This is a genomic window from Bacillus sp. JZ109 (assembly GCF_053903135.1).
The window spans coordinates 1734290-1760377 of sequence record NZ_CP096388.1 but is presented as its reverse complement, the minus strand read 5'-3'; the positions used below and the strand labels follow the sequence as shown (position 1 = coordinate 1760377).

At 44.4% G+C, this 26088-nt stretch carries 31 protein-coding genes; 2 read left to right on the top strand and 29 right to left on the bottom strand.

Annotated features, from left to right (window positions below):
* Positions 1–39 precede the first annotated feature (39 nt).
* Both M1D94_RS09275 and M1D94_RS09270 read right to left on the bottom strand, forming a co-directional pair.
* Positions 40–660 carry an N-acetylmuramoyl-L-alanine amidase family protein gene (locus M1D94_RS09275; protein WP_010886565.1) on the bottom strand — a complete coding sequence of 207 codons (621 nt, stop codon included), beginning with the start codon at positions 658–660 and terminating at the stop codon, positions 40–42.
* Positions 661–674: 14 nt separating this feature from the next.
* Positions 675–968 carry a lipoprotein gene (locus tag M1D94_RS09270; protein WP_003230284.1) on the bottom strand — a complete coding sequence of 98 codons (294 nt, stop codon included), beginning with the start codon at positions 966–968 and terminating at the stop codon, positions 675–677.
* A 307-nt stretch (positions 969–1275) separates the two neighbouring features.
* Here M1D94_RS09270 and M1D94_RS09265 point away from each other — a divergent pair, with 307 nt between their 5' ends.
* Both M1D94_RS09265 and M1D94_RS09260 read left to right on the top strand, forming a co-directional pair.
* Entirely contained in the window at positions 1276–1428 is a 153-nt protein-coding gene (locus M1D94_RS09265; protein WP_014480226.1) for a hypothetical protein, read from the top strand.
* Between the two features lie 72 nt (positions 1429–1500).
* Positions 1501–2619, top strand: a complete 1119-nt coding sequence (locus M1D94_RS09260; protein WP_017696437.1) for an NADH-dependent flavin oxidoreductase — start codon at positions 1501–1503, stop codon at positions 2617–2619.
* A 464-nt stretch (positions 2620–3083) separates the two neighbouring features.
* On the opposite strand, the gene spo0A is transcribed toward M1D94_RS09260, so the two are convergent.
* The 27 genes from spo0A to M1D94_RS09125 form a co-directional block, all read right to left on the bottom strand.
* Complete coding sequence (spo0A, locus tag M1D94_RS09255; RefSeq protein WP_003226427.1) at positions 3084–3887, bottom strand: sporulation transcription factor Spo0A; 804 nt, start codon at positions 3885–3887, stop codon at positions 3084–3086.
* Between the two features lie 275 nt (positions 3888–4162).
* A complete protein-coding gene (gene spoIVB / locus M1D94_RS09250; protein ID WP_004398697.1) occupies positions 4163–5443 on the bottom strand; it encodes a SpoIVB peptidase in 1281 nt (426 codons plus the stop codon).
* A gap of 174 nt (positions 5444–5617) precedes the next feature.
* Complete coding sequence (gene recN / locus M1D94_RS09245; protein WP_424935070.1) at positions 5618–7348, bottom strand: DNA repair protein RecN; 1731 nt, start codon at positions 7346–7348, stop codon at positions 5618–5620.
* 36 nt (positions 7349–7384) lie between these two features.
* Positions 7385–7834, bottom strand: coding sequence for an arginine repressor ArgR (gene argR, locus M1D94_RS09240; protein WP_014114358.1), 450 nt, complete (start codon positions 7832–7834; stop codon positions 7385–7387).
* Positions 7835–7931: 97 nt separating this feature from the next.
* On the bottom strand, positions 7932–8777 hold the full coding sequence (locus M1D94_RS09235; protein WP_003230264.1) for a TlyA family RNA methyltransferase: 846 nt from the start codon (positions 8775–8777) through the stop codon (positions 7932–7934).
* Positions 8774–10675, bottom strand: a complete 1902-nt coding sequence (gene dxs, locus M1D94_RS09230; RefSeq protein WP_015384069.1) for a 1-deoxy-D-xylulose-5-phosphate synthase — start codon at positions 10673–10675, stop codon at positions 8774–8776. The genes M1D94_RS09235 and dxs overlap by 4 nt, the downstream gene beginning before the upstream one ends.
* Positions 10676–10849: 174 nt before the next feature.
* Positions 10850–11740: a polyprenyl synthetase family protein gene (locus M1D94_RS09225; RefSeq protein ID WP_003230262.1), complete on the bottom strand. Its 891-nt coding sequence runs from the start codon at positions 11738–11740 to the stop codon at positions 10850–10852.
* Positions 11730–11984, bottom strand: coding sequence for an exodeoxyribonuclease VII small subunit (locus M1D94_RS09220; RefSeq protein ID WP_003226409.1), 255 nt, complete (start codon positions 11982–11984; stop codon positions 11730–11732). The genes M1D94_RS09225 and M1D94_RS09220 overlap by 11 nt, the downstream gene beginning before the upstream one ends.
* On the bottom strand, positions 11981–13327 hold the full coding sequence (gene xseA / locus M1D94_RS09215) for an exodeoxyribonuclease VII large subunit (RefSeq protein WP_015251733.1): 1347 nt from the start codon (positions 13325–13327) through the stop codon (positions 11981–11983). The genes M1D94_RS09220 and xseA overlap by 4 nt, the downstream gene beginning before the upstream one ends.
* A gap of 137 nt (positions 13328–13464) precedes the next feature.
* Positions 13465–14316 carry a bifunctional methylenetetrahydrofolate dehydrogenase/methenyltetrahydrofolate cyclohydrolase FolD gene (gene folD, locus M1D94_RS09210; RefSeq protein WP_003230259.1) on the bottom strand — a complete coding sequence of 284 codons (852 nt, stop codon included), beginning with the start codon at positions 14314–14316 and terminating at the stop codon, positions 13465–13467.
* Positions 14317–14327: 11 nt separating this feature from the next.
* Positions 14328–14723, bottom strand: a complete 396-nt coding sequence (gene nusB, locus M1D94_RS09205) for a transcription antitermination factor NusB (protein ID WP_003230256.1) — start codon at positions 14721–14723, stop codon at positions 14328–14330.
* Between the two features lie 263 nt (positions 14724–14986).
* On the bottom strand, positions 14987–15394 hold the full coding sequence (gene yqhY / locus M1D94_RS09200) for a fatty acid biosynthesis protein YqhY (RefSeq protein ID WP_003230254.1): 408 nt from the start codon (positions 15392–15394) through the stop codon (positions 14987–14989).
* 20 nt (positions 15395–15414) lie between these two features.
* Entirely contained in the window at positions 15415–16767 is a 1353-nt protein-coding gene (gene accC / locus M1D94_RS09195) for an acetyl-CoA carboxylase biotin carboxylase subunit (RefSeq protein ID WP_003230253.1), read from the bottom strand.
* Positions 16768–16778: 11 nt separating this feature from the next.
* Positions 16779–17258 carry an acetyl-CoA carboxylase biotin carboxyl carrier protein gene (accB, locus tag M1D94_RS09190; RefSeq protein ID WP_003230252.1) on the bottom strand — a complete coding sequence of 160 codons (480 nt, stop codon included), beginning with the start codon at positions 17256–17258 and terminating at the stop codon, positions 16779–16781.
* Positions 17259–17413: 155 nt separating this feature from the next.
* The gene (spoIIIAH, locus tag M1D94_RS09185) at positions 17414–18070 is read right to left on the bottom strand and encodes a stage III sporulation ratchet engulfment protein SpoIIIAH (protein WP_003230250.1); all 657 of its coding nucleotides are present in this window, start codon (positions 18068–18070) and stop codon (positions 17414–17416) included.
* On the bottom strand, positions 18071–18760 hold the full coding sequence (gene spoIIIAG, locus M1D94_RS09180; RefSeq protein WP_003230248.1) for a stage III sporulation protein AG: 690 nt from the start codon (positions 18758–18760) through the stop codon (positions 18071–18073). It abuts the gene before it with no gap.
* Positions 18753–19373 carry a stage III sporulation protein AF gene (gene spoIIIAF / locus M1D94_RS09175; RefSeq protein WP_003230233.1) on the bottom strand — a complete coding sequence of 207 codons (621 nt, stop codon included), beginning with the start codon at positions 19371–19373 and terminating at the stop codon, positions 18753–18755. Before spoIIIAF ends, spoIIIAG begins: the two co-directional genes overlap by 8 nt.
* 13 nt (positions 19374–19386) lie before the next feature.
* Positions 19387–20586 carry a stage III sporulation protein AE gene (gene spoIIIAE, locus M1D94_RS09170; RefSeq protein WP_003230230.1) on the bottom strand — a complete coding sequence of 400 codons (1200 nt, stop codon included), beginning with the start codon at positions 20584–20586 and terminating at the stop codon, positions 19387–19389.
* Between the two features lie 18 nt (positions 20587–20604).
* Positions 20605–21006: a stage III sporulation protein AD gene (spoIIIAD, locus tag M1D94_RS09165; protein ID WP_003230228.1), complete on the bottom strand. Its 402-nt coding sequence runs from the start codon at positions 21004–21006 to the stop codon at positions 20605–20607.
* A gap of 6 nt (positions 21007–21012) precedes the next feature.
* A complete protein-coding gene (spoIIIAC, locus tag M1D94_RS09160) occupies positions 21013–21219 on the bottom strand; it encodes a stage III sporulation protein AC (RefSeq protein WP_003153142.1) in 207 nt (68 codons plus the stop codon).
* A 22-nt stretch (positions 21220–21241) separates the two neighbouring features.
* Complete coding sequence (gene spoIIIAB, locus M1D94_RS09155) at positions 21242–21757, bottom strand: stage III sporulation protein SpoIIIAB (RefSeq protein ID WP_014480238.1); 516 nt, start codon at positions 21755–21757, stop codon at positions 21242–21244.
* A complete protein-coding gene (gene spoIIIAA, locus M1D94_RS09150; protein WP_015714242.1) occupies positions 21751–22674 on the bottom strand; it encodes a stage III sporulation protein AA in 924 nt (307 codons plus the stop codon). The genes spoIIIAB and spoIIIAA overlap by 7 nt, the downstream gene beginning before the upstream one ends.
* Before the next feature lie 75 nt (positions 22675–22749).
* On the bottom strand, positions 22750–23031 hold the full coding sequence (locus M1D94_RS09145) for a YqhV family protein (RefSeq protein WP_004398639.1): 282 nt from the start codon (positions 23029–23031) through the stop codon (positions 22750–22752).
* A gap of 144 nt (positions 23032–23175) precedes the next feature.
* Positions 23176–23733, bottom strand: a complete 558-nt coding sequence (efp, locus tag M1D94_RS09140; RefSeq protein WP_003226377.1) for an elongation factor P — start codon at positions 23731–23733, stop codon at positions 23176–23178.
* 24 nt (positions 23734–23757) lie between these two features.
* Positions 23758–24819: an aminopeptidase PapA gene (papA, locus tag M1D94_RS09135; RefSeq protein WP_014480240.1), complete on the bottom strand. Its 1062-nt coding sequence runs from the start codon at positions 24817–24819 to the stop codon at positions 23758–23760.
* The gene (aroQ, locus tag M1D94_RS09130) at positions 24816–25262 is read right to left on the bottom strand and encodes a type II 3-dehydroquinate dehydratase (protein ID WP_003230223.1); all 447 of its coding nucleotides are present in this window, start codon (positions 25260–25262) and stop codon (positions 24816–24818) included. Before aroQ ends, papA begins: the two co-directional genes overlap by 4 nt.
* Positions 25263–25348: 86 nt before the next feature.
* A complete protein-coding gene (locus M1D94_RS09125; protein ID WP_003230222.1) occupies positions 25349–25885 on the bottom strand; it encodes a YqhR family membrane protein in 537 nt (178 codons plus the stop codon).
* Positions 25886–26088: the final 203 nt, after the last annotated feature.

Here is a 26088-nt window from a genome sequence, read left to right as displayed (position 1 = left end):
ATTTTGTCGGCTCCACTCTAGGATTAAGGCTGTATCAATCTACTGATCATAATAAGAATCAATGCCGTTGACAATCGCATCTGCGGCCTTTTGCTGGTATTCTTCACTTCCCAGCTTGTCCGCATCAGAACTGTTAGTGATAAACCCAAGCTCCGCCAACACACTTGGCATTTGTGAATATGTAATGACGTAAAAGTCTGATTCTTTCACGCCCCTGTCTCTCGTTTGTAAGGATGAAACGAGCTGTGACTGAATATCGGATGCCAGACGCCGGCTGTTCTCCCCTTCATAATCAGATTGAAAATACGTTTCTGTTCCTGAAGCTGAAGCAACCCCTGAATTCACATGAATGCTGACAAAAAGGTCAGCCTGATTGGCACTTGCCTTAGCCACTCTTTCCTCCAAGGTCAGAAAATGATCGTCAGACCGGGATGCAACAGGATTGGCTCCCTCCTCTTTTAGTTTGTCTGTCACATGCTCTGAGACAGCCAAATTAATATCCTTTTCAAAGAGCCCGTTTCCGACCGCTCCACTGTCTTCACCGCCGTGTCCGGCATCAATATACACTGTTTTCCCTTCTATCGGCTCTGCTGCCTGTGCACAAGGCGCGAGCGTCAAAGCCAATCCGCACAGCGCCAAGCTCCTCCATAACATTCTCAACTTACTCCCTCCGGTCACGAGTTCTTTCGCAGCTGAATATCTTCCAGCTGTAAAGTTCCATTATCCTTCTTTGTATATTTCACCAGGACATGTGTCTGATCTGGCAGTGATTCACATTCATCACGTTTATCCTTCGGAACTTGTATCATGGTTTCTTCTCCATTAAGAGAAACCGCAATCGTATGAGGATCAGCCGAGCCAATGTATTTTCCCTCTTCGGTAAACCTTGGCACTGAGTCATCCGCACTTGCAACACTGCACCCCGAAAGAAAGAGCGCAGTAAACAGCAAAAGAACCGTTTGTTTCACATGACCACCTCTTCCTGATGTTTGGCTTTTATCTTTGACCAGAATGGCGAATTTGTAAAGACAACGCGAATGCAGGCGAGCAAGTTCCATGATTTTCAAAAGGGCTATACGACCCGATCATTTCCTGTTGTTAGAAAGATAACGAGCAGATTTGTCTATGAGGATGGCTCTAATTGAGGCGCCAATTAGAAAAAATTAGCGGAAAGAAGCAACTTTTTATTCATTTTAAAAAATTTGAGAATAGGGTGAGCAAATCGTTTGACGGGTGGGTCAGCCAAGCGTAACCTTTTAAAGGATATTTACTTTATTGAAAGAAGTTAAAGCCATGAAAAAATTCGTTCTGCTGCTGGCGGCAGCTGTCATCACATGCTCCATCGGCCACCAAATCAGCGGCGGCTACAAAGGCCCCGAAAAAGAGCGGCGAAAACATCACTCTGCACTCAAGATATTCAGTCGGTAAAGCAGATCAATTGCATTAATTTTTACATATAGGCTAGAATATGTGCGAATCCAAACGAAAGAAGATGATCAAATGAATCCTAAGTATAAGCCTCTGTTTGAACCATTTACGTTTAAAAGCGGCGTTACAATCGACAACCGGATCGCAGTAGCACCAATGACTCATTACGCTTCTAATGAAGACGGTACAATATCTGAAGCGGAGCTCGACTACATCATCCCCCGTTCAAAAGAGATGGGAATGGTGATTACAGCCTGCGCAAATGTTACACCGGACGGAAAAGCATTCCCCGGGCAGCCGGCCATCCATGACGATTCCAACATTCCAGGTTTAAAAAAGTTAGCACAAGCCATTCAGGCACAAGGCGCTAAAGCTGTTGTACAAATTCATCACGGCGGTATTGAGTGCCCGTCTGAGCTTGTTCCTCAACAGGATGTTGTGGGGCCAAGTGACGTGTTTGATAACGGCAAACAAATTGCTCGCGCATTAAAAGAAGAAGAAGTGGAAAACATTGTGAAGGCGTTTGGAGAAGCGACAAGACGCGCCATTGAAGCCGGCTTTGACGGTGTCGAAATTCACGGTGCAAACGGCTACTTAATTCAGCAGTTTTATTCTCCGAAAACCAACCAGCGCACGGATCGCTGGGGAGGAAGCGATGAAAAACGATTAGCCTTCCCGCTCGCTATTGTCGATGAAGTGAAAAAAGCCGCTTCAGAACATGCGAAGGGTGCGTTCTTAGTCGGCTACCGTCTGTCTCCGGAAGAACCTGAGACACCGGGATTGACAATGACTGAAACTTATACGCTTGTTGATGCTTTAGGGGATAAAGAATTGGATTATCTTCATATCTCACTGATGGACGTGAACTCAAAAGCGCGCCGCGGTGCAGATCCGACTCGCACACGCATGGACTTATTGAATGAACGTGTCGGAAACAAAGTGCCGCTGATCGCCGTCGGTTCCATCCATTCCGCTGATGACGCGCTTGCCGTCATCGAAAACGGTATTCCGCTAGTCGCTATGGGACGCGAAATTCTAGTTGACCCTGACTGGACGGTAAAAGTAAAAGAAGGCCGTGAAAAGCAAATCGAAACAGTGATCAAAGGCACAGATAAAGAAAAATATCATTTGCCTGAACCGCTATGGCAAGCAATTGTGAACACGCCAGGCTGGGTGCCTTATAAAGATTAATGTGCAAAAGACTGCCGAAACGATTCGGCAGTCTTTTTCCCTTTATATAAATAGTTTGTGTACACATCTAAACAGCAAAAGAAAGAGCTCCCCACCAACTTCGAAAAGAAAATCCAGGAAAAACCCCTCACGCTTTCTTGCTTTTTTCTTTTTCATTCGTACGTCTCCTTTTTACATGAATACGCCTTACTTACGATTTTGCAGGAGAAAGGTTTCATTTTATAACGGACACATTTAGGGTCGATCATGCTTCGTGATCCTATAAGATGTATGAATGGACCAAGAGTGCAGGTAATACCGCCATTTGCTTTCCTTACTTTTCAAACCTATCCTTTACTATATGCGGATACTTAATATTCTTCTCCCATACTACAAATGTCCCCAAAACAAAACGCCTCCTATTTATCAGCGCAAACTAATAAATAAAAGACGTTTGATTTAATGACCACTTAATAAGCTCATGTTTAAGAAGCCTTATGTTCTAATCTCAGCTTATCCGCAACCATTGCAATGAATTCCGAATTTGTCGGTTTAGCTTTTGTCATGCTGACAGTATAACCAAACAACGAGGAAATGGAATCAATGTTTCCTCTGCTCCATGCCACTTCAATTGCATGGCGGATCGCTCTTTCTACACGGCTTGCGGTTGTGTTAAATTTTTTGGCGATGTCTGGATAGAGGACTTTTGTAATGCTGCCGAGCAATTCGATGTCATTGTATACCATTGAGATTGCTTCGCGCAGATAGAGATAGCCTTTAATATGGGCTGGGACGCCGATTTCATGGATAATGCTTGTGATGCTCGCGTCGAGATTTTTCTTCTTTGGTTCAGGCTGGCTGCTGCGTATAATACTGCTTTGCGATGATGGCGCACGATGCGTCACACTGCTGGCATTTCCGCTGACCTGGCGGATATGGCCGACAAGGTTTTCCATATCAAACGGTTTGAGAATAAAGTAGGACGCGCCTAAATCGACGGCCTTTTTCGTGACATCTTCCTGTCCAAAGGCTGTCAGCATAATGACATTCGGCTGTTTTTTCAGATCTGATTCCCTCAGCCTCTCTAAAACCGCAAGTCCGTCTAAATGCGGCATAATAATATCTAATACGAGCACATCGGGATCTTTTTCTTTAAACAGCGACAGGCATTCCTGTCCGTTATAAGCAACGCCGATCACTTCCATGTCTTCCTGTCCTTCTATATATTCACTTAACAGGCTTACCAGCTCTCGATTATCATCAGCAACACAAACTTTAATTTTCTCCACGTTTCTTCCTCCCCAAATGTAGTTAACAGGATTCACCCTTGCTACATGTTTACATTCGACAAAACCGCTATATACCCTCTAAAAAAATCATAATCACCAATATTAGTGGCATATCTTTGTTATTCTATGTTTTTCTCTGTTTTTCGACTAAAAATGAAATTTGACAAACAAGGAAACGTGAATTTGTCGAAAAATCTTCTTTTGTATATTTTACCGTATGTATTCTGAGAAGTGAAGAGGGATCAAAATAAAAAAACTGCCGGAAACTCCGGCAGTCAGCTTGCTTTTTCTTTTCCATAAATATCGATTCCTGCTTCTGACAGCATCCATTCAATATGAACACCGTAGCCGCTTGTCGGGTCATTTACAAATACATGGGTGACAGCACCGATCACTTTTCCATTTTGAATAATCGGGCTTCCGCTCATCCCCTGTACGATGCCTCCTGTTTCTTTCAACAGCCTTGGATCGGTAATTTTCAACACCATTCCTTTTGTCGCAGGGAATTTTTGCGGCGTTGTGCTGACGATTTCAATATCGAATTTTTCTACTTTGTCATCATCAATAACGGTTAAAATTTCAGCCGGCCCTTTTTTGACTTCGGTAGAAAACGCAACCGGCAATGCTTGATCTGATATGTTGTTTTGAATCGGCTGATGCAGCGTGCCAAAAATTCCAAATGGGCTATTTCTGTTAATATCCCCGATCGTTTTGCGTTCTGAGGAAAATCGCGCCAGTTTTTCTCCCGGATTACCGCCTGTCCCTTTTTCAATTGATGTTACAGTGGATTTAACAATTTCTCCATTCTCCACTACAATTGGTTTCTTTGTGTCCATATCGGAAATCACGTGGCCAAGTGCTCCGTATTTTTTTGTTTTCGGTTCATAAAAGGTCATAGTACCGATGCCGGCAGCAGAATCTCTGATATATAACCCGATTCTGTATTTGCCTTCTCCTTCATCCTTTTCTGGGATCAGCTTCGTTTTGATTTTCTGTTTATCACGTTTGATCAGTAAGTCTAAAGATTCACCAGTTTTCCCAGCCTTTTGAATAAATGGGGCTACATCATTCATTTTTTCAATTTTCTGTCCATTCATCTCAATAATGATGTCGCCCGCTTCAATTCCGGCCGTTTCTCCCGGAGATTTTTTGCCTTCACTTGTATTGATTTGATGAAATCCGACGACAAGAACACCGACGGAATGAAGTTTTACACCGATTGATTGTCCGCCAGGTATAACCTTTAAATCAGGAAGAACATGCACTTTTGTTTTTTTAATTGGAAATCCGGCAAGATCGTATACCAATTCTGACTCACCTGATTTTTTGCCCGTCACCTTGATTTCATGCGGATCTTTCTTTACTGTAAACGCTTCTGAGGATTCTGATGTCTGAGCGTTTACCGATAAACTCGTTTCAATCGCTTGTGTTTGGGTTTCAAATACTCTCATTTGCGTTGGAATCAGTAAATATTCTTTTAGCGGTTTGCATAAACCTACACTTAATAACGAAACAAGGAGAATTAAACCTACTGCTTTTCTGATGTTATCGGGCATTCACTACTTCACTCTCCTCGCTCCTATCCCACACCTTCTTTATGACTTGCTGCTACATCATTTAATTTTGCCTTCTGACGGCTTATTTATAACTGTCATATGAAGAAAAACATTGGATATACTGATGAACGAATGGATGTGCACGAAAAAAATAAGCTGCGCTTCTCGCGCAGCTTACCCAGTTGTTTTGACTTGATCCGCTTGTTTTAAAAGTTCTTTCGCATGGCGTTTCGTTAAGTCGGTTACTTCGACACCTGCAATCATGCGTCCGATTTCCGCTACCTTTTCCTGCTTAGAGAGCGGCTTGACACGTGTCGTCGTTCTGCCGTCTTTTAACTCCTTCGCAATATAAAGATGCGTATCGGCCATGGCAGCCACCTGAGGCAGGTGTGTAATGCACAGCACTTGTGAACCTATTGACACCTTATGGATCTTCTCAGCGATTGCCTGTGCGACCCTGCCGCTTACACCGGTATCAACCTCGTCAAAAATGATCGATGTCACATCCTGTTGTGAGGAGAAAATGCTTTTTATGGCAAGCATCACCCGTGACAGCTCTCCACCTGAAGCGACTTTCGAAAGGGATTTCAGCGGCTCGCCTGTATTGGTTGAAATTAAAAACTTCACCAGGTCAATCCCTTGTTCAGTCAACTGAACGGGCTGGCCGTTTACAAGCGGCGCCTCTTCATTGCGTGACACTGTTCTGACCTTAAATTCCGTATCGAAAGTTGATTTTTCCATGTACAGGCTTTTTAATTCCCGATGAATCTCATCAGCCAGCTTTTTCGCCCATGTTTTTCGGATTTGTGACACATTTGCCGCTTCCACTGCGACATCTTTGCCGACGGAGTCAAGCTCCTTTTTCAAGCTTTGAAGGTGGCTGTCCCTGTTTTCAATTTGGTCAATCTCTTCTTCAATTTTAGAAGCATATTCCAAAATGTCTTCAACAGTGGCACCGTATTTTCGTTTCAGCTGTTTGATTTCATTAAGTCGTGTCTCAATATAGTTCAAGCGTTCCGGATCAAATTCAAGCTCATCCAGCATATTTCTCATCTGAAATGTGGCATCCTCAAGCAAATAGTAGGAGTTCGAAACACTTTCAGACAGTTTTTTCAGCGGTTCGTTAATATCAGAGATATCTTCAAGCTGCGCTGAAGCCATTCCGACCCAGTCCAATCCGCCCTGCTCACTGCGAAGCGCGTTATATGCATTTTGCAGCGATTCATATATCTTCTCAAAGTTTGAAATTTCCTGGCGCTCTTCTTGGAGCTGTTTATCTTCGTTAAGCTCAAGCTTTGCCGATTCGATTTCTTCGAGCTGAAATTGAATAAGATCAAGACGATGGGCCATTTCCTGTTCGCTTTCAGAAAGCTGCTTAAGCTTTTTGAGCAGCTTCATATACCGCTGGTATCCTTCCTGATACGTTTTGAGCGCGCTTTCCACTTCGGCCCCGGCAAACTTGTCCAAAAGCTGGAGATGATTTTCGTCTTCCATTAACAGCTGGTTATCGTGCTGCCCGTGAATATCTAATAAAAGCCTGCCGATCTCTCTTAGCGAGGCAATCGTGACAAGCTTGCCATTGACACGGCAAACGCTTTTCCCGCTCGTGCTGATATCCCTTCTCATGACGATCATTTCGTCTGAAACGTCGATTCCCTGCTCAGCGCATACGCCTAAAACAGGATGGCCGCTCTCCAACAGAAACAGCCCTTCAAGTTCGGCTTTTGCTTCCCCATATCTAACAAATTCAGATGATCCGCGGCCTCCGACTAAAAGAGAAATGGCATCTATGATAATGGATTTGCCGGCTCCGGTTTCTCCTGTTAAAACCGTAAGCCCGCGTTCAAAAGAAACCGTCAGTTCCTCAATAATGGCAAAGTTTTTAATCGATAGTTCAGCTAACAAACAGCATTACACCTCTTATCTTTGTTAGAATTTCTGTTACAGCAGTTCAAGGAGCCTGTTTTTTACACCGTCTGTATCTTCAGGAGTCCGGCAAATAATTAAAATCGTGTCATCTCCGCAAATGGTCCCCATAATTTCATCCCAGTCCAAATTGTCCATCAGCGCCCCGATTGCCTGAGCATTGCCCGGCATCGTTTTCAGTACGATCATATGGCTTGCAGAGTCTATTTTCACAAATGCGTCCATCAAGGCCCGCTTTAGCTTAGACAGCGGATTGAAACGCTGGTCCGCCGGAAGACTGTATTTGTAAGAACCATTATTTGTAGGCACTTTTACAAGGTGAAGTTCTTTAATATCCCGTGATACCGTGGCTTGCGTTACTTTGTATCCATCCTGCTTTAGCATGTCGACCAATTCATCCTGCGTTTCGATTTCATTGCTTGTAATGATCTCTCTGATTTTAATATGCCTCTGGCCTTTGTTCATGTAAGCACCTCTATTTCCAAGCTTATCTGTTCTTTTATGTTATATGATTCTCTGCACATTGTACATGAATGCAGAAAAAAGGAATAATAGCGCCCTATTATTCCGGTACATCTGCTTTTTTTTCTTTTAACGTCTTATGTGCTTCTTCTACAACGCGCATGATCTCTTCTTCCGGCAGCTCCTGGCCTTCCTGTCCCTCTCCCGGCCAATGCAAATGAAGGAGAAACTCAATATTTCCGTCTCCTCCCGTGATTGGAGAAAATGACAAGCCTTTACAGATATAGCCTTCAGCGGCAGAAAAACTGATCATTCGCTTGAGCACATCTGCATGCACTTTAGGATCTCTGACAATCCCTTTTTTGCCGACGGATTCCCGTCCCGCTTCAAACTGAGGCTTAACTAGAGCCATGCAGTCGCTGCCCGGTACGAGTAAAGTCCTTAGGACAGGCAGGATGAGCCGCAGTGAAATAAAGGACACATCAATTGTGGCAAACTCCGGCATGCCCTTTGTAAAGTCTGCCGGTGTTGCATAACGAAAGTTCGTCCGTTCCATCACGACGACCCGTTCATCCTGTCTAAGCTTCCATGCAAGCTGATTATAGCCTACATCCACAGCGTATGACTGTTTAGCTCCATTTTGCAAAGCGCAGTCCGTAAAACCGCCGGTGGAGGAGCCAATATCAATCATAATTTTATCTTTGACAGAGACGGGAAATTCCTTCAACGCTTTTTCGAGCTTTAAGCCGCCCCTGCTCACATACCTCAACGGGTTTCCTTTGACGGTTAACGGAAGGTCGCGGTCAATTTTTTCTCCAGGCTTGTCCAAGCGGTTTTCGTTTGAATAGACGATCCCCGCCATAATGGCTCTTTTGGCTTTTTCACGCGTTTCCGCCAGCCCTCTTTCCACTAATAATACATCTAATCGTTCTTTCTTTGACGTCATGATCCAATTCCTTTGTGTGTCTTTGGCGGCATCAGTAATCTAATACGATTTGCCACCTGCTGTTTTGTCAGTCCAATTTCCTCAAGAAGCGCTGTTACGCTTCCGTGTTCAATAAACCGATCAGGTATACCCATTCTGTCGATCGGAGTATGATATTCACCTTGATCATGAGCGAATTCTAAAATCGAGCTTCCGAAACCGCCTTCTAAGACCGCTTCTTCAATTGTTAAAATTGGCAAGCCTTCTTTTAGGATACTCTTCATCATCTTTTCATCAATCGGCTTAATAAAACGCGCATTCACAACGCGCACGGAAAGGCCTTCTTTCTGCAGCTCTTCGGCTGCTTCAATCGCCATTTCGATTGTTGTGCCGAATGTTAAGATGACAGCATCGTTCCCCGGACGCAGCACCTCCCACGTACCGATCGGAATCGTTTTCAACTGTTCATCCATTTTTACGCCGAGTCCGTTTCCGCGCGGAAAACGCATCGCTATCGGGCCTTCGTCATAGCTAAGTGCTGTATGAACCATGTGCTGGCCTTCATTTTCGTCTTTCGGCATCATTAAGACCATGTTTGGAATGTGGCGCATAAACGCAATATCAAACACGCCTTGATGTGTCTCTCCATCAGCGCCAACGAGTCCTGCACGGTCAATTCCAATAAACACATTGGCGTTTTGGCGGCAGATGTCATGGACAACTTGGTCATATGCCCTTTGCAGGAAGGTTGAGTAAATCGCCAAAAACGGCTTCATACCCTGCATTGCCATAGCTGCCGCCATCGTTGCGGCATGCTGTTCTGCGATTCCTACGTCGAACATCCGGTCAGGGAATTCCTTTGCGAAACCTTCAAGCTTTGAACCGACAGGCATAGCCGGCGTAATGGCTACAATGCGTCCGTCCTCGCGCGCCATTCGCTGCACAGTTCCGCTGACAAGACCGCTCCACGAAGGAGCTGCGGCTTTCGGCTTTACAAAGTCACCGGTATTAATTTTATATGGTCCGGTACCATGCCATGTCCCAATCGTATCGGTCTCAGCCGGTTTGTACCCCTTCCCTTTTTTCGTGATGACATGCAGAAGAACAGGGCCTTTCGTTTTTTTGGCGTATTGAAGATTCTCAATCAGCTCATGATAAGAATGTCCGTCCACCGGGCCCAAATACGTAAAACCGAGCTCCTCGAAAAACATTCCGGAGACGAGCATGTATTTCAGGCTGTCTTTGACTCGTTCCGCCGTGGCGGCAAGCTTGCCCCCAACTGCCGGAATCTTTTTAAATAAGTATTCAAGCTCATCTTTGACCCACTGGTATTTCCCCGCAGTACGGAGCCGTCCGAGCATAGAGTGAATGGCACCGACATTTGGCGCAATACTCATTTCATTATCATTAAGGATGACAATCATGTCTTTTTTCTCGTCGCCGATGTGGTTAAGGGCTTCGAGCGCCATTCCGCCGGTCAGCGCGCCGTCACCAATGATCGGAATAATATATTCATCCGTTCCTTTAATATCACGGGCAGCTGCCATTCCCATCGCGCCTGACAGAGAAGTCGAGCTGTGCCCGGTTTCCCAAACATCGTGCTCGCTTTCACTCCGCTTTGGAAATCCGCAAAGCCCTTTGTACTGGCGAAGCGTCGCAAATTCTTTTCCGCGTCCTGTCAGCAGCTTATGGACATACGATTGATGGCCTACATCCCATAAAAATTTGTCTTTCGGGCTGTTAAATTCCTTATGCAAAGCAATAGTAAGCTCTACGACACCTAAGTTTGGGCCGATGTGGCCGCCGGAAGCGGATAAACTTGTAATTAAAAACTGACGGATTTCATCACTTAATTTCTCTAATTCATCAATGGACATGTTTTTTAAAAACGACGGGTCCTGTATTGATAAAAGATCCAAAGCGGATCAACTCACTTTCAGCATGAATTTCTGCAATGATACATGTCTTTTGCATGCCGAGCTGACAATAATCTCAGACATAAAAAAAGACAAACGCGCTTTTCCTTTTCATTTTTCATATAAACTGCTTACATTTTACCATATCTCGTGCAGCCGCTTCAAATTAGGATCGTTTTAGTGATCTCTTGCCGCAATTAAATCACAAAGCTCATATAAAAGGTCTTTTTGAAGAGAGAGTCCGCCGATCAATCGCTTCGCCTCTTTTATATGAACATCCAATTTATGTTTGGCCCCTTCCAATGAAAGAAGCGATGGGTATGTCGATTTGTCATTTGTGGTATCCGAGCCGACACGTTTGCCGATTTTCTCTTCACTGCCTTCTAAATCTAAAATATCGTCTCTGATTTGAAATCCGATTCCAATATGGCTGCTGAAGGTACGCAGTGTTTCAATGTCTTCCTCAGGCGCATCAGCCAAAATAGCACCGGCGATTACACAAAAGCCAAGGAGCTTGGCAGTTTTCCGTTCATGAATGGATTCGAGCTCTTCAAGCGTGACTTGTCGGTTTTCCGCTTCCATATCAGCTACTTGCCCACCGACCATGCCTTCGGTGCCTGCCGCTGAAATCAGTTCATTCACAAGCCGCAGGCGCTTTTCTGCTGACACCTCGTCTGACACGTGGGAGGTAATCAGCTTAAAGCTTTCTGTGAGCAGCCCGTCACCCGCTAATACTGCCGTCGCTTCACCAAACACTTTATGGTTTGTCGGCTTCCCACGGCGCAAATCGTCATCATCCATGCATGGAAGATCATCATGAATTAACGAATACGTGTGAATCATTTCGACAGCACAGCCCACCGGAATGCCGTCTTTTTCGCTTTTTCCATATGCGTTTAAAACAGCCAGTACAATCAGAGGCCGCAACCGCTTTCCGCCGGCCTGTAGAGAATACAGCATAGACTTCTTTAATGAGTCCGGCATATCAAGCTTTTCTGTATAGACAGAAAGCTGATTTTCAATTGTTTTTTTCCGGTCCGCCAGAAAGCTCGTTAATTTATTTGTCACCTTCGTCTTCCTCCTGAACACTGAAAGGTGCCAGTTCGCCGTCTTCTTTTAAAATGAAGTCCATTTGCTTTTCGACTTTTTGCAGCTTTTCATGGCACATTTTTGACAGAGCCATGCCTTCTTGGAAATAGTTAATGGCTTGCTCTAGAGGCACATCTCCCTCTTCAAGCTTTGATACAATGCTCTCAAGCCCTTTCATCGCTTCTTCAAATGTCATGTTTTCATTTTTTTTCACGTCTGTCATTTTTCTTCCCCTCTCTTTTCTAATACTTCACAGGTCAGCACGCCATCCTTCAGCTTGACTTCAAGCCGGTCCTGCTCTTCTATTTGACTGACACTTTTAATGAGTTTATCTTCTTTATAAGCCAAGCTGTATCCTCTCTCCATCACTTGAAGAGGACTTAGTGCATTCAGCTTGCCAAGAACGGTTTGAAATTGGGAATGCAGCTGCTTCATTTGGATATTCATATTTTTTCTCAGCTGATTTGTTTGTTCCTGGTATCGTGTTCTTGCTTGTTTCAGCTGTTCATGAGGATGCAGTGCCTCTAATCTGTACGTTTCACGCTCCAGCTGTCTGCTTTTCCGATCTAAAAGAGCGGTCAGCTGTGCTTGAAACTGCTGGTACGCGAGGTCAAACTGCTGCTCTTTTTGCGCATACAAACGCTTTGGAAAACGAAAGGCATAGGACGATTGCAGCGTTTGTATCCGTTCTTTTTTCTGGCCGAGATGCTGCTGCATTGCTCTTGTCATTCTGACTTCCGCTGTTTTTGTCCGTTCGATTAAATCAGTGGTATGAGGCACAGCAATCTCAGCTGCTCCTGTCGGCGTCGCAGCTCTGATATCGGCGACAAAATCACTGATCGTAAAATCCGTCTCATGTCCGACTGCCGATATAATCGGAATATTGGAAGCAAAGATGGCGCGTGCTACAATTTCTTCATTGAATGCCCACAGTTCTTCTATCGAACCGCCGCCTCTCCCGACAATTAATACGTCGCAAATCTCTTTTTCATTTGCCTCTTCAATGCGCGTAACGATGGATCTGCTCGCATTTTCACCTTGTACGAGCGCTGGAAGAACAATGACTTTTACAAGGGGATATCTTCTTTTTAGAGTTGTAATAACGTCTCTGACAGCGGCACCCGTTGGAGATGTCACAACCCCGATTGTGGCTGGAAATGCGGGGATTTGTTTTTTGTAGCGGTCGTCAAATAAACCTTCTCCGGCAAGCTTCTTTTTTAATTCTTCGTACGCTAAATAAAGCGCTCCAACCCCGTCAGGCTGCATTTCTTTGGCATATAATTGATAGTTTCCGCTCGGTTCATATACGGAAATTCCGCCTCTTACCAGCACTTTCATTCCGTTTTCAGGTTTAAAAGGCAGACGCTCGCTTTGTCTCGCGAACATCACCGACTGCATTCTTGCGTTTTCGTCTTTTAAAGTGAAATAAATATGCCCTCGTGTGTGTATCTTTACATTCGACAATTCGCCTTTAATCCAAATATTTTCAAGGTGAGGATCTACATCGAATTTTCGTTTTATATACTTTGTCAGCGCTGAGACGGTCACATACGCTGCTTCACCCATGTCTAAAAACTCCTCTCCTAAGCATTCCTGCACCATAACTAAAGAAAACCCGCCCTGGCTTTAGGAGCCTGAAGAAGCGGGTATCGTGCTCATATTCAAGGCGGGCAAACATTTCGCCTGTGAATATCTCCAATTATCTATGATAACGTACGTTTCGCAGATTTAACAGTATTATGCGCAAGCATCGTGATGGTCATCGGACCTACTCCGCCCGGAACCGGCGTGATGAAGGACGCTTTTTCCTTTGCCCCTTCAAATTCAACGTCTCCGCAAAGCTTTCCGTTTTCCAGACGGTTAACGCCGACGTCAATGACAACAGCGCCCTCTTTGATCTGGTCTGCACTGATGAAGTTGGCTCTGCCGACTGCCACCACCAGGATGTCCGCTTTTTTCGTATGTTCAGTAATATTTTCTGTTCTTGAATGACAGTAAGTAACCGTCGCGTTTTCATTTAATAAAAGCTGGCCGACAGGTTTGCCGACAATGTTGCTTCGGCCGACTACAACAACCTCTTTACCGGAAAGGTCAATATTGGTTTTCTTCAAAAGCTCAACAATTCCATGAGGCGTGCAAGGAAGAAACGTATCTTCGCCAAGCAGCATTTTCCCTACGTTTAACGGATGAAAACCGTCTACATCTTTATCAGGGGAGATACGTTCGATCACCGCTTTTTCAGAAATATGGTCTGGGAGCGGAAGCTGAACGAGAATGCCATGAAACTCAGGGTCTTGGTTATATTGATCAATAATGGAAAGCAGTTCAGCTTCTGTGAGGCTGCTGTCAAATTGATCGAGCTTGAAATTCATTCCCATTGTTTCTGCCGCTTTTTTCTTTCCTCGCACGTAAGAGTGAGAAGCAGGATCATCTCCAATCAAAATAACCGCCAGTCCGGGAGTGACGCCTTGCTTTTTAAGCTCTTCTACCTCTTTTGCCAATTGTTCGCGTTTTTCTCTAGCCGTTTCTTTTCCGTCGATGATTGTTGCAGTCATTTTCTTTCCTCCTATGATTGTTCAATATCAGATTTAATGTTAGAAAGAACCCCGTTTACAAACTTTGTCGCTTTGTCATCACCAAACCGTTTTGCCAGCTCAATCGCTTCGTTCATGGAGACATTCACCGGAATGTCTTCGGCATATGCCATTTCATATGCTGCCAGGCGCAAAATCGCACGGTCAACATTGGCAATCCGATCGAGCTTCCAATTCACCAGATGCTTGGAGATCATTTCATCCAGCTGGTCTTGGTGTTCCAATACCCCGTGTACAAGCTGTTCAAAGAAAGGATCTGTTTTTTCTTCATCCAGTGCGTGTTCTATGGCTTCATTCACTGCAATATCGCTGACATCAATTTGAAATAGTGCCTGCAAAGCTTTTTCTCTTGCTGTTCTTCTTTTCATTTTCTTTCTCCTTTGATCCTCTTTATCCGCTTGTCGTTAAGCCACAAAGAGATCATAACATATTTTTTTCGTATCCGCATATTGAAATCAAGGTTTTTTTACCCTATTACCGAATATTTTCACACACCTTAATATGATTATTCGGATTTCACATTCATGAAGAAACTCGGCTATGTAAGCCGGCTTTCTTCATGCTTTGAAATAAAGGGTAACGTGTAAAAAAACCAAAGGGCCGCCCTCCCCTTGGTTTCGTGTTAAGCCATTTACATTTCTTCGTCGATTTGGACTTCTTGGGCTTTTGTGTCAAATTGAATGCCGACGATGTGAATATTGATCTCGTTAATCGAAAGAGACGTCATATTTAATAAGGTTTGACGAATGTTTTCCTGAACGGATGCTGCAACTTTCGGAATCGAAACGCCAAATGTAACGACACAGTATACATCGATCGTAATTCCGTCATCCGCCAGGTCGACTTTGACACCTTTGCCATGATTCACTTTGCCAAAGCGCTCAACGACGCCTGTCGCAAAGTTTCCGCGCATTTCGGCAACCCCATCAACTTCTGATGCTGCAATGCCGGCAATGACCTCAATGACCTCCGGTGCAATCTCAACCTTACCCAAATGCGTATCTTCGTGATCCATTTTAAGCAAGCTGTTGTCTTTCATTCAATTCACCTCCGTAAAAATTATGAGCCCATTACATCATATGTTTCTAAAAATTTCGTATTAAACTCTCCGCTCACAAAAGTTTCGTGTTCAAGCAGTTTTAAATGGAAAGGGATTGTTGTCTCAATGCCTTCGATGACGAATTCGCTCAATGCGCGCTTCATGCGGGCAATCGCTTCATCCCTCGTTTTTCCGTATGTGATTACCTTTGCAATCATGCTGTCATAGTACGGTGGGATGGAATAGCCAGGGTACGCAGCTGAATCAACACGGACACCAAGACCGCCAGGAGGCAGGTACATTTTAATTTCACCAGGTGACGGCATGAAATTTTTACTTGGGTTTTCTGCGTTGATTCGGCATTCGATGGCCCAGCCTTCAAATTCAACATCTTCTTGCTTGAGGCTCAGTTCCATTCCTGATGCCACTTTGATTTGTTCCTTGATCAGGTCAGTTCCCGTCACCATTTCTGTGACTGGGTGCTCTACCTGAATTCTCGTGTTCATTTCCATGAAGTAATAGCGCTGTTCATTGTAGTCATAGATAAATTCAACTGTTCCAGCACCTGTATAGCCAACCGCTTTTGCAGCCTTTACCGCTGCATCTCCCATTTGCTCCCTGATTTCTGAATCAAGGGCAGGAGATGGTGATTCTTCCAAAAGCTTTTGCAGGCGTCTTTGGATCGAGCAGTCGCGTTCGCCCAAATGGATCGTATTTCCGTAGTTATCAGCAAGCACTTGGATCTCAACGTGGCGAAAATCTTCTATGTATTTTTCGATGTATACACCTGGATTTCCGAATGCAGTTGCCGCTTCCTGCTGTGTAATCTTAATGCCATTAATCAGTTCCTCTTCAGTGCGGGCAACCCTAATTCCTTTTCCGCCTCCGCCTGCGGTGGCTTTTATAATTACAGGATACCCAATTTCATTAGCAAGCGAAACCGCTTCTTCCACATTTTCTATAATTCCCTGTGAACCCGGTACGATTGGCACGCCGGCCTGTTTCATCGTTTCCCGCGCAACGTCTTTTGTTCCCATTTTTGAAATGGCGTCAGCGCTCGGGCCGACAAACGTGACATTCACTTCTTCACATAATTCAGCGAAATCAGCATTTTCAGCTAAAAATCCGTATCCCGGATGAATGGCGTCCGTGCCAGTCAGCTTTGCAACACTCACAATATTTGTAACGTTTAAATAGCTGTCTTTTGATGCTTTCGGTCCGATACAAAAAGCTTCATCGGCCATTTGAACATGAAGGGCATCTTTATCAGCTTCTGAATAAACAGCGACAGTCTCAATTCCGAGCTCTCTGCAGGCTCTGATGATTCTGACAGCAATTTCTCCTCTGTTGGCGATCAATAGCTTTTTAATCATGTTCAGTCTCCTTACTCCGCTTTTACAAGAAATAGAGGTTGTCCGTATTCGACCAGCTGGCCGTTTTCTACTAATACTTCAACGATTTCGCCTTTCACTTCTGCTTCGATTTCGTTGAAAAGCTTCATCGCTTCTACAATGCAGACAACTGTGTTTTCATTTACTTTTGAACCGGCTGTTACATACGGGCCAGCTTCCGGTGATGAAGAAGCATAAAATGTTCCTACCATTGGTGAAGTGATTTTATGCAGATTCTCATCTTGCTTTGGTGCTTCTTGGGCAGGTGCCGCTGCTTGCTGCGCTTGCGGCTGAACTGCCTGCGGAGCCTGTGCTTGTACAGGTGCTGCCGGTGCCTGCTGCATGACTTGAACCGTGCCTGCTTCGTGTTTTTTCAGTTTTAAGGATACACCTTCATTTTCATATACGAATTCGTCAATTGTAGACTCGTCAATTGCTTTAATCAGCTCGTGGATTTCTTTGATATTTAACATTCAATCGCACTCCTATGTATGAAATTTCTTTTTTATAGGTTACTACTAAAAGTACATACTATGTTCATCTTACAGGAGCGGACTTTTGAATTCAACTCTAATATGACAGCAACGCAAAAAGCCCGCTTGTTTAGCGGGCTTCTTTTTCCTCTTTCTTACTTGGATGGTTCAAATGTGACAGCGACATCTTTCATTGTTTTGATTTCTTTTGCCACAAGGTCTATAATGGCTGTCGCCTTCGATTTGGAGTGTTTGTCTGATTTGACTGTAATATTGATTTTATCTCCTTCAGCATTAACAAGCGCATCCTCGTAACCTTGTGTTTTAATCAGCGTTTCAAGCTGTTTTTCTGTTCCTTCCACTTCACTGAGAGCCGTCATTTTATCGTATGCTTCGCTTTTCTCCTTGGCTGTTGCATCATCGCTTGACACAATGGCATTCAGCTCTTCTCTTTCTTTGCTTCTGGCATCTTCTAAATCAAGACGGTACGTTGTAAACAGATCATCATCGGCTGTTTCCGTAACAACAGTTCCTTTTTCACTGGCTTCAGCGGATGTTTCCTTGTCTGCTGATGAATCTTTCGTTCCCTTTGTTCCATCTTCTTTTCCTTTTTCAGTTTCTGTACCGCTTTTTTCCTTCGTGTCTTGCTTGGCAGGCGCTTTTTCAGTTGCGACCTCTCCGCTGTCAGACGCGCTTTTTTCACTTTGCATCTGCACGGCGTTTTTGCTTTCCGGCGACATGATATAGTAGACGCTTAACACCACGACAAGACTGAGCATTGTTAATAGCCAAACGGTTTGTTTTTTAAGCATTTATGAATCCTCCTTTATTTTTTTAGGGGCAACCGCAACCCGGTGGCTTGGAACATCCAGGACCCGTGTCACCGCTTCGATAATGGTTTGTTTTATTTGAACGTTGTCCACTCCTTGAGCAACAACGAGTACACCGCGTATATCAGGTTTTTTCGTTTGGACGACGACAGGTGTTTCTTTATCGCCGTTTTTGATCATGACGATTTCTTCCTCCGATGATTGGTCTGTAACGCTTCTTTTCCCGCCTTCTTTGTCAGTTTCTTCAGTGGTTGTATTTTTGTTTGATTTGTTTTTTTCGTATACTTTCAGCGACGTTGCATCTACATTCACGACAACCGAGACATCGTCCACACCAATGATTGTTTCAAGGATTTCTTTCAGCTGATTTTCGTATTCTTTTTCATAGTCATCGATCGAGTCTTTAGGTTTATCAGATTTTGAGGCTTTAAACACTTCAGCTGTTTTCTCTTTGCTGTCTGCGGAATGTTGTGATGATACGGCCGTTATCGTTTTGGCGTTTTCAGTTTTCTCAGGTGAAGAAAACAGCTGGCTGACAAGCATAAAGGAAACTCCGAGAACAAAAACGAATAGAAAGTAATGATATTTGGTCAGCTTCGGCTTTTCGCCGTCCTTCGTTTGTCCCGGAAGAAACTGCTTTTTCAATACATTCCATAATCCGTTTTTATTCATTGCCGACACTCTCCCCGCCTTCCATATGAACCGTAATTTTCTCACTTCCGATTTCCCAAATGTCCGCGAGCTGCGTTTGTATCTGTTTGGCTTCTTTTTGTTCGGCTGCTTCTTTTGTTACGTATGCATGATCTGTATCAATATGGACCGGCGCGACCGTTTGGACCGTTTTTTCAGAAGACGGGGCCATATACACGCTGATTGTTTTAATATCCTCTTCTGAATCTACCTTTTCTCCTGCCGTGAGTTTGATGCGGCCTACTTTATATTCATCATGACTGAATCTCTCCTCCGCTTTCTTTTTTAGTTGGACAGCCATTTCTTCTAGAATATATGCGCGCTGGGAAGCTTGTATTTCTATTTTTTTTGAATTGATTTGATTTTTTATGTCGGCAGACTCTGACTGCCCGTTTTTTGTGAGGTATTCAAAAATGACTTCGGGGTCTGTCTTGAAAAGTTTAAAAATCGGCGTAAGCATGACGACAATCAAGAGCAGGCTGACTACCATTTTTGCGTACTTTTGCATGCTGGAGCTCGGCAGCAGCATATCAATCACAATTGCAAATAGGATAAACAACACGATGGTGGTAAGCCATTCCGTTAAAAAACTCATTCGCCTGCCTCCTTCATTTCATCATCATCGTGAGGTTTCCAGCTGTGATTATGACAGTAAGGCTTAAAAAAAACATGAGAGACACAATGGCGAGAGCTGCAAAAATATAAATGACGCTTTTGCTGATGACGTCGAGGCAGGTGATGACGGGCCCGCCTCCTAGCGGCTGAAGAATCGCGGCTGCCAGCTTATAAATAAAAGCGAGGGAAAGCACTTTGATTGCCGGAAATGCCGCGATACAGATCAAAATAGCGACACCGAGAATCCCTACCGTATTTTTCAGCAGTAAAGAGGCGCTGATTACTGTATCTGTTGCGTCTGTAAACATTCGGCCAAGCACAGGAATAAAATTTCCGGTTATAAATTTAGCCGTCCTGAGCGTAATGCCGTCTGTCACTGCAGCTGAGGCTCCCTGAACAGAGATGACGCCGAGAAAGATGGTAAGAAAAACAGCCAGTGCTCCGATGGCGATATTTCTGAGCAGGTTGGCCAGCTGCGTTACTTTGTATTGTTCAGTCATCGTGCTGACAATGCTCAGAATCGCTGATAAAAAAATCAGCGGCATGACGATATTCTGAATCAAGAGACCGCTCGTGTTCATCAGGAAGAGGATAACAGGATGAAAGAAGGCAGCAGATACAGCTCCGCCTGAGGAAGCCAAAAGCGCCAAGAGGAGCGGAATGAGCGCCAGGATAAAGCTGGTCATCGTCTGAATCGCCTCAGTTGCATAGTTAATTGCCACATGAAAGCTATTAAGCGCAAGGATAATCAGCACCATGTACACAATTGAGTAAGCGACCTTACTGACGGTGCTTTGCTGAAAAGCATTTTGCAAAAGCTGCAGAATGACGCAAAAAATCGTGAGCAAAATCAATGTGCCCAGCAGCTTTCCGTTGGCAAGCACTTCATGAAACAAATAAGAAAAGAGAGCTTTCAGCCATTCTTGCGGTGAGAATGATTTATCGCCATTGATAAACTCCATTAAGCTGCCTTTTTGGCTTTCCGGCAGCAGTCCGCCGTATTCTGTCATAATGTCATTCCAAAATTCCCCGATCTTATCTGTTTCAAGCGAGGCTGCTGTCCTTTCCGCTAATTGCTCGGCTGTTTCAGCATGGTCTTCCGTTTGCTCTGCATTACCAGCTGCTTGTACAATTTCTGCACGGCCTGCTATGATCAGCACGGCCAAAAGCAAAACCCATTGAAAGCGCTTCAATCTACCGCCTCCTTTCGGTTATGACATAGAAGGTATAAGTCCGAGAATCGTTTCGATAATGACGGTTAAAATAGGCACAGCCATTACGAGTATTAAAATTTTCCCCGCCAATTCTATTTTCGAGGCGATGGCTCCTTGACCGGCATCTTTTGTGAGCTGTGCCCCGAATTCAGCAATATAGGCGATTCCGATAATCTTTAAAATGGTTTCAACATAGACCATGTTGACATTTGCATTAATCGCAATTTTTTCTATCATTCGAATAATGTCGTAGATTTGGTCTACCAAATAAAGAAAAATGGCACATCCGGCAAAAACGACGATTAAAAACGCAAAAGTCGGCTTTTGTTCTTTTACAATTAAAGAAAGGAAGGTGGCGATCAGCCCTAAACCTACAATTTGAACAATGTCAATCTGCAAGCCCCCCTATCCTTGGAATAAAAACACAGCTTTTATCTTTTTAAATAGGTCATCTACAATCGTGGCGACCATAAATAAAATATAGATAAAACCTAACAGCGTCACCCACTGAGCATATTCTTTCTTGCCCATCTGATCCAATATCGTGTGTAAAAAAGCGACCACGATTCCCACTCCGGCGATTTGAAATATGACATTCACGTCTACTCCCATTTTATTTTTGCTCCCCTCACGTTTACATCAATAGAAGAATGAGTAACAAGCCCGCTAAAAAGCCCAAACTTTTTATCATCTTTTCATTTTTCGCTTGCGCCTGCTCAGCATCCGCTTCAGAGGCTTCCAAATGTGACAGCGCCAGCTTGATGTGCTTTTGCTGAGAGATTCGATCATGAATCCCGAGCGTCTCGCCAAACTGCTTCAGCACTTCGTATTCGCTTTTTTTCAAAGACAGGGTGTCCCATACCTTCTTTAAGCTTTGCTCCCACGCCGTTTTCGCGGAATCACTTCCCTTGTCCAGCTGATCACTGAATGCGGAAAAAAGAGCTGAAACAGGCTGTGCGAGCTGTTTGGCAATCTGCTGTGAAGCAGTATGAAGCGGTGTATGGCCGTACATGATTTCAGCCTCGAGGGATTGAAGCGCCGCACGCAGCTGGCGGATTTGCCGCGGCCGTTCTGTATAAATCTTCGCCATCTCAAAACCTGTCCATGTTGTCGCTACCACAATGAATACAGCGCCCAGCAGCTTCAGCATGTTTTCACGCCCGTCGTCCTAGACAGCACATTTCCGTCTTTGTCATAAATTTGGCTCACTGTGCCCGGCCCTTTTGCTCTTGATAATTCCAAATAGCGGTCAAAGGCTCTTTCTTCCCACAAACGCTTCAATGAAGGCCGCTTCATCAGGTCGGATATACTCCAGCCATGCGCCGATACGATTACTGAAACACCGGCATGCAGCGCCTCCAGAAGTGCATCTGTATCTTCCATACGCCCGATTTCATCGACAATCATCACCTCAGGGCTCATGGATCGAATCATCATCATCAGCCCTTCAGCTTTTGGACAGGCGTCTAACACGTCAATTCTCTGACCAAATTGATGCTGCGGAATACCGCGAAGACATCCGGCAATTTCTGACCGTTCATCGACGATTCCTGTCTTAACGGGCAGCATGGGTTTTTTGCCGGTGCTTGAGAGCCTCGCAAGGTCCCGGAGAAGTGTTGTTTTGCCGGTTTGGGGCGGTCCGATAATCAGCGTATTCAGCCAGCTGCTTTGATATAAGTATGGAAGCAGCGGCTCCGCAATCCCCAGCTTTTGCCGGGCAATTCGTATATTAAAAGATGCGATATCACGGAGGCCTTTCACACCTCCGTTTTCCGTAATGACTCTGCCCGCCAGTCCGACTCTGTGGCCGCCTCTGATCGTGACATACCCTTTCTTCAGCTCTTCTTCTAGTGTATACATACTATAGTTGCTGAGCCGGCTCAGGATCAGATGGGCATCCTCGGCCGTGCCCGCATAGGACAAATACACAGGTTGTCCTCTTCGAATCAATTCAACAGGGCGGTTGATCCGAATTCTGACTTCTTCGATTTCCAGCCATTGTTGTTCCGGTATTTCAGAAAGGGCGTTTTTCATGGATTCAGGGAGAACCTCAGCGATTTCATTCAACAGAGCCTCCTCCTTTCTACCGATTGGCTTCTTTAAAATGTATGATGTGAGGCAGACTTTATGACAAGCCTCTCTTTATTTATGAACACCCGCCAAAATCAAGACAACACCCGTAAAAATCAGAATCAGCTTTGCATACGAAAGCTGTCCGGCAATTTGGTAGATTCCGACAGTCATCGTGATGATAAAAATCAACGGACCGACAATAGCGAGAATGCTGTTAACCACAACCGCCTTCCGGACATCGTTGGTCACAAGCATGACAATTGCTGCCGTCAGCTCAATCATAGAGGATAAAACTCGTAATCCCGCCATTGTTAAAACAGTAGAATTGATATTTCCAAGTAAAAATTTCATAGCACTCTCCCAACCTCCCATTTTTTTATATGATATGCTCTAGCTTGCTGAAGTAGTCTTGTCATTTTCGTATAAAAGAAAGATTCTGTTTTTGGGCACAAAAAAAGCCTGCTCCCATTTGGGAACAGACTTCTTTTTTTCTTTCTATGCTCTTGAAACGTAAGAACCGTCTGATGTATTGACAACAAGTGTGTCGCCTTCATTCACAAAGAACGGCACGTTTACAACAAGCCCGGTTTCAGTTTTCGCAGGTTTTGTACCGCCTGACGCTGTATCACCTTTAATACCAGGTTCAGTTTCAACAACTTTCAGCTCAACTGTGTTTGGAAGTTCGATACCAAGTGTTTCATCCTGGTACATCATGATATGCACAGACATGTTTTCTAGCAGGTATTTTAATTCTTCTTCGATTTGAGTTGCGCTCAGTTCAAGCTGCTCATAAGAAGAAGTATCCATAAATACGTGCTGATCTCCGTTTGCATATAGATATTGCATTGTTTTGGTTTCGATTTGCGCTTTCGCTACTTTTTCACCAGCGCGGAATGTTTTTTCCTGAATCGCGCCAGTGCGAAGGTTGCGGAGTTTAGAGCGGACAAATGCCGCACCTTTTCCAGGTTTTACGTGCTGGAAGTCAACGACGCGCCAAATGCCGCCATCTACTTCAATTGTTAATCCTGTACGGAAATCGTTAACTGAAATCATGTTTAATGTCCTCCTATATTCCAATCACAAAATAATAAGTTCTTTTGGGGAATGGGTGATTGTCCGGTTGCCGTTTTCTGTAATCACGATGTCATCTTCAATACGGACACCGCCTGTTTCTGGTATGTAAATGCCCGGCTCCACTGTGACCACCATACCCGGTTCAAGGATAGCTGAAGATCTGACGGATAATCCCGGCGATTCATGAACTTCCATGCCGAGCCCGTGCCCGGTTGAATGGCCGAAATAGTCACCGTAGCCTTTTGCAGCAATATGATCCCTTGTGAGGGCGTCAGCCTCTTTTCCTGTCATTCCCGGCTTAATATGTGCGACGCCAAGCGCCTGAGCATCAAATACAACCTGATAGATCTCCTTCAATTGATCACTGGGCTGACCTACAGCGACCGTCCGGGTAATATCAGAACAATATCCTTTATAATAAGCGCCAAAATCAAGCGTAACAAGGTCTCCGCTTTCAATCAGTTTGTCACTGGCCACACCGTGCGGAAGGCTCGAACGAAGGCCTGAGGCGACAATCATATCAAAAGAAGAGCTGTCTGCTCCCTGGCTTCTCATATAAAACTCCAGCTCATTGGCAACAGCGATTTCAGAAATGCCGGGTTTCATAAACGTCAAGATATGTCTGAAGGCATCATCTGCAATCTTCGCAGCTTCCTCTAATATCTTAATCTCTTCACTAGACTTAATCAAGCGCAACTTTTCCACGGATTCAGCCACAGGCACTAATTCGGCATCACTGATAACGGCGCTGTATGAAGCGTAAGTGCCATATGTCATGCTGTTCTGTTCAAAGCCGAGACGCTTGATGCCAAACGATTCAACAGTGTCGGCAGTGGTCTGAATCAAGCTGCCGCCATGTTCAATGATCTCAAAACCCTTTACCTGAACCTTCGCCTGCTCAGTATAACGAAAATCCGTAATAAACGCTGCTTTGTCACCCGATATAACAGCCAAACCCGCCGAACCTGTAAACCCTGTCATATAGCGTACATTCGTGCTGCTTGTAACCAGCATGCCGTCAATTCCCAGCTGTCCAAACAGGTTTCTTAATTTCTCTAGCTTCATCTTGATTCTCCCCCTTGCTGGCTTAATAAGTAGCGAACAGCAAGCTTGTAGCCTTCAGCTCCAAGACCGACAATCTGCCCTTTCGCAACAGGAGCGATAACCGACTGATGCCTGAATTCTTCCCTGGCGTATAAGTTTGATAAATGCACCTCTACCACAGGAAGACTGATGCTTGAAACAGCATCCCTGATCGCATAGCTATAATGACTCAGGGCGCCGGGGTTCAGAACAATCCCGCTGTATTGCTCCTCAGCCTCATGTATCGCATCTATCAAATCACCTTCGTGATTAGACTGGAAGAAAGTGAGCTGGATATGTAAGGCTTCAGCAAACTGAAAAAGATCTGTTTCAATATCGGTCAGTGTCTGGCGGCCGAATACTTCAGGCTCACGACTCCCAAGCCGGTTAACATTCGGTCCGTTTAAAATCAAAAAATGAGGCACATAATCTCTCCTTTTCGCGAGGGTTTCTCATGTAAAAAATGTTCACTTCTCGTGAACATTTTATCATACTGGAAAAGGATTATACACTATTCTCTATGCATTCCCAGCGCACGTGCAAGCTTTTCCGAATTCAGCTCATTGTATTCAAATGAAATGGAATACCCGACAAACAGCCCGTAAAGCAAATAAATGCAAATGGTCGTAATAATTGTATCTGATGTCAGTTCGGTCACCGTGCGCACATCTGGAAAAATCGGATTAAAAACAAAAAACACGAGCAGCCAAAGCACCAAGCCGTATAAAATACCCGGCCACATTGTTTTTAAACGTTTCAATAGAAGAAAATAAAGAAACGCTGCGCCAATTGAAATTACTCCAATCAAAATGATGCTGATTACCGTTCCCAGCCCATGTTTTTTCCACTCTCCGAGCACAAACGGCTGCAATATCATATTCGGGCTGATTTCGGAAAAATGAAACAAGTATGCGATATAAGCAACGAAACTCCAAAGTACGCCTCCGCAAAAACCTGTTGCCGCCACTCTGCCGGCCATTGAAACAGGCGGCTTTTGCTTCTCATTCAATTCTTCATTTTGTTCTGTATCTTTTTCGCTTGTCATCATGGCACCTCCAGTTAAAGTGTGCCCAAAAAATGAAATGTCAATAAAAAAGCTCACACTTTTTGACAGCTGCGAGTAAAATTTGAAAATAAAGGGTATAATGCATGTAGAAAAAGCAAGGCTATGGCAATTTTTTCAGCCTGTCAATCTAGAGGTTTAGCGCTGTTTCCTGTACAATAGAGTGAAAGGAAATGGTTAGCAATCCT

Bases quoted from the DNA above. Each gene is read 5' to 3' on its own strand.
- M1D94_RS09260 (WP_017696437.1), top strand. From the start codon at position 1,501: ATGAATCCTAAGTATAAGCCTCTGTTTGAACCATTTACGTTTAAAAGC.
- spoIVB (WP_004398697.1), bottom strand. From the start codon at position 5,443: ATGCCCGATAACATCAGAAAAGCAGTAGGTTTAATTCTCCTTGTTTCG.
- argR (WP_014114358.1), bottom strand. From the start codon at position 7,834: ATGAACAAAGGCCAGAGGCATATTAAAATCAGAGAGATCATTACAAGC.
- M1D94_RS09235 (WP_003230264.1), bottom strand. From the start codon at position 8,777: ATGACGTCAAAGAAAGAACGATTAGATGTATTATTAGTGGAAAGAGGG.
- M1D94_RS09220 (WP_003226409.1), bottom strand. From the start codon at position 11,984: ATGACAGACGTGAAAAAAAATGAAAACATGACATTTGAAGAAGCGATG.
- xseA (WP_015251733.1), bottom strand. From the start codon at position 13,327: ATGGGTGAAGCAGCGTATGTGACCGTCTCAGCGCTGACAAAGTATATA.
- folD (WP_003230259.1), bottom strand. From the start codon at position 14,316: ATGACTGCAACAATCATCGACGGAAAAGAAACGGCTAGAGAAAAACGC.
- nusB (WP_003230256.1), bottom strand. From the start codon at position 14,723: ATGAAAAGAAGAACAGCAAGAGAAAAAGCTTTGCAGGCACTATTTCAA.
- yqhY (WP_003230254.1), bottom strand. From the start codon at position 15,394: ATGAAAGACAACAGCTTGCTTAAAATGGATCACGAAGATACGCATTTG.
- accC (WP_003230253.1), bottom strand. From the start codon at position 16,767: ATGATTAAAAAGCTATTGATCGCCAACAGAGGAGAAATTGCTGTCAGA.
- accB (WP_003230252.1), bottom strand. From the start codon at position 17,258: ATGTTAAATATCAAAGAAATCCACGAGCTGATTAAAGCAATTGACGAG.
- spoIIIAH (WP_003230250.1), bottom strand. From the start codon at position 18,070: ATGCTTAAAAAACAAACCGTTTGGCTATTAACAATGCTCAGTCTTGTC.
- spoIIIAG (WP_003230248.1), bottom strand. From the start codon at position 18,760: ATGAATAAAAACGGATTATGGAATGTATTGAAAAAGCAGTTTCTTCCG.
- spoIIIAF (WP_003230233.1), bottom strand. From the start codon at position 19,373: ATGAGTTTTTTAACGGAATGGCTTACCACCATCGTGTTGTTTATCCTA.
- spoIIIAC (WP_003153142.1), bottom strand. From the start codon at position 21,219: ATGGGAGTAGACGTGAATGTCATATTTCAAATCGCCGGAGTGGGAATC.
- spoIIIAB (WP_014480238.1), bottom strand. From the start codon at position 21,757: ATGCTGAAGCTGCTGGGCGCTGTATTCATTGTGGTAGCGACAACATGG.
- M1D94_RS09145 (WP_004398639.1), bottom strand. From the start codon at position 23,031: ATGAAATTTTTACTTGGAAATATCAATTCTACTGTTTTAACAATGGCG.
- efp (WP_003226377.1), bottom strand. From the start codon at position 23,733: ATGATTTCAGTTAACGATTTCCGTACAGGATTAACAATTGAAGTAGAT.
- papA (WP_014480240.1), bottom strand. From the start codon at position 24,819: ATGAAGCTAGAGAAATTAAGAAACCTGTTTGGACAGCTGGGAATTGAC.
- M1D94_RS09125 (WP_003230222.1), bottom strand. From the start codon at position 25,885: ATGATGACAAGCGAAAAAGATACAGAACAAAATGAAGAATTGAATGAG.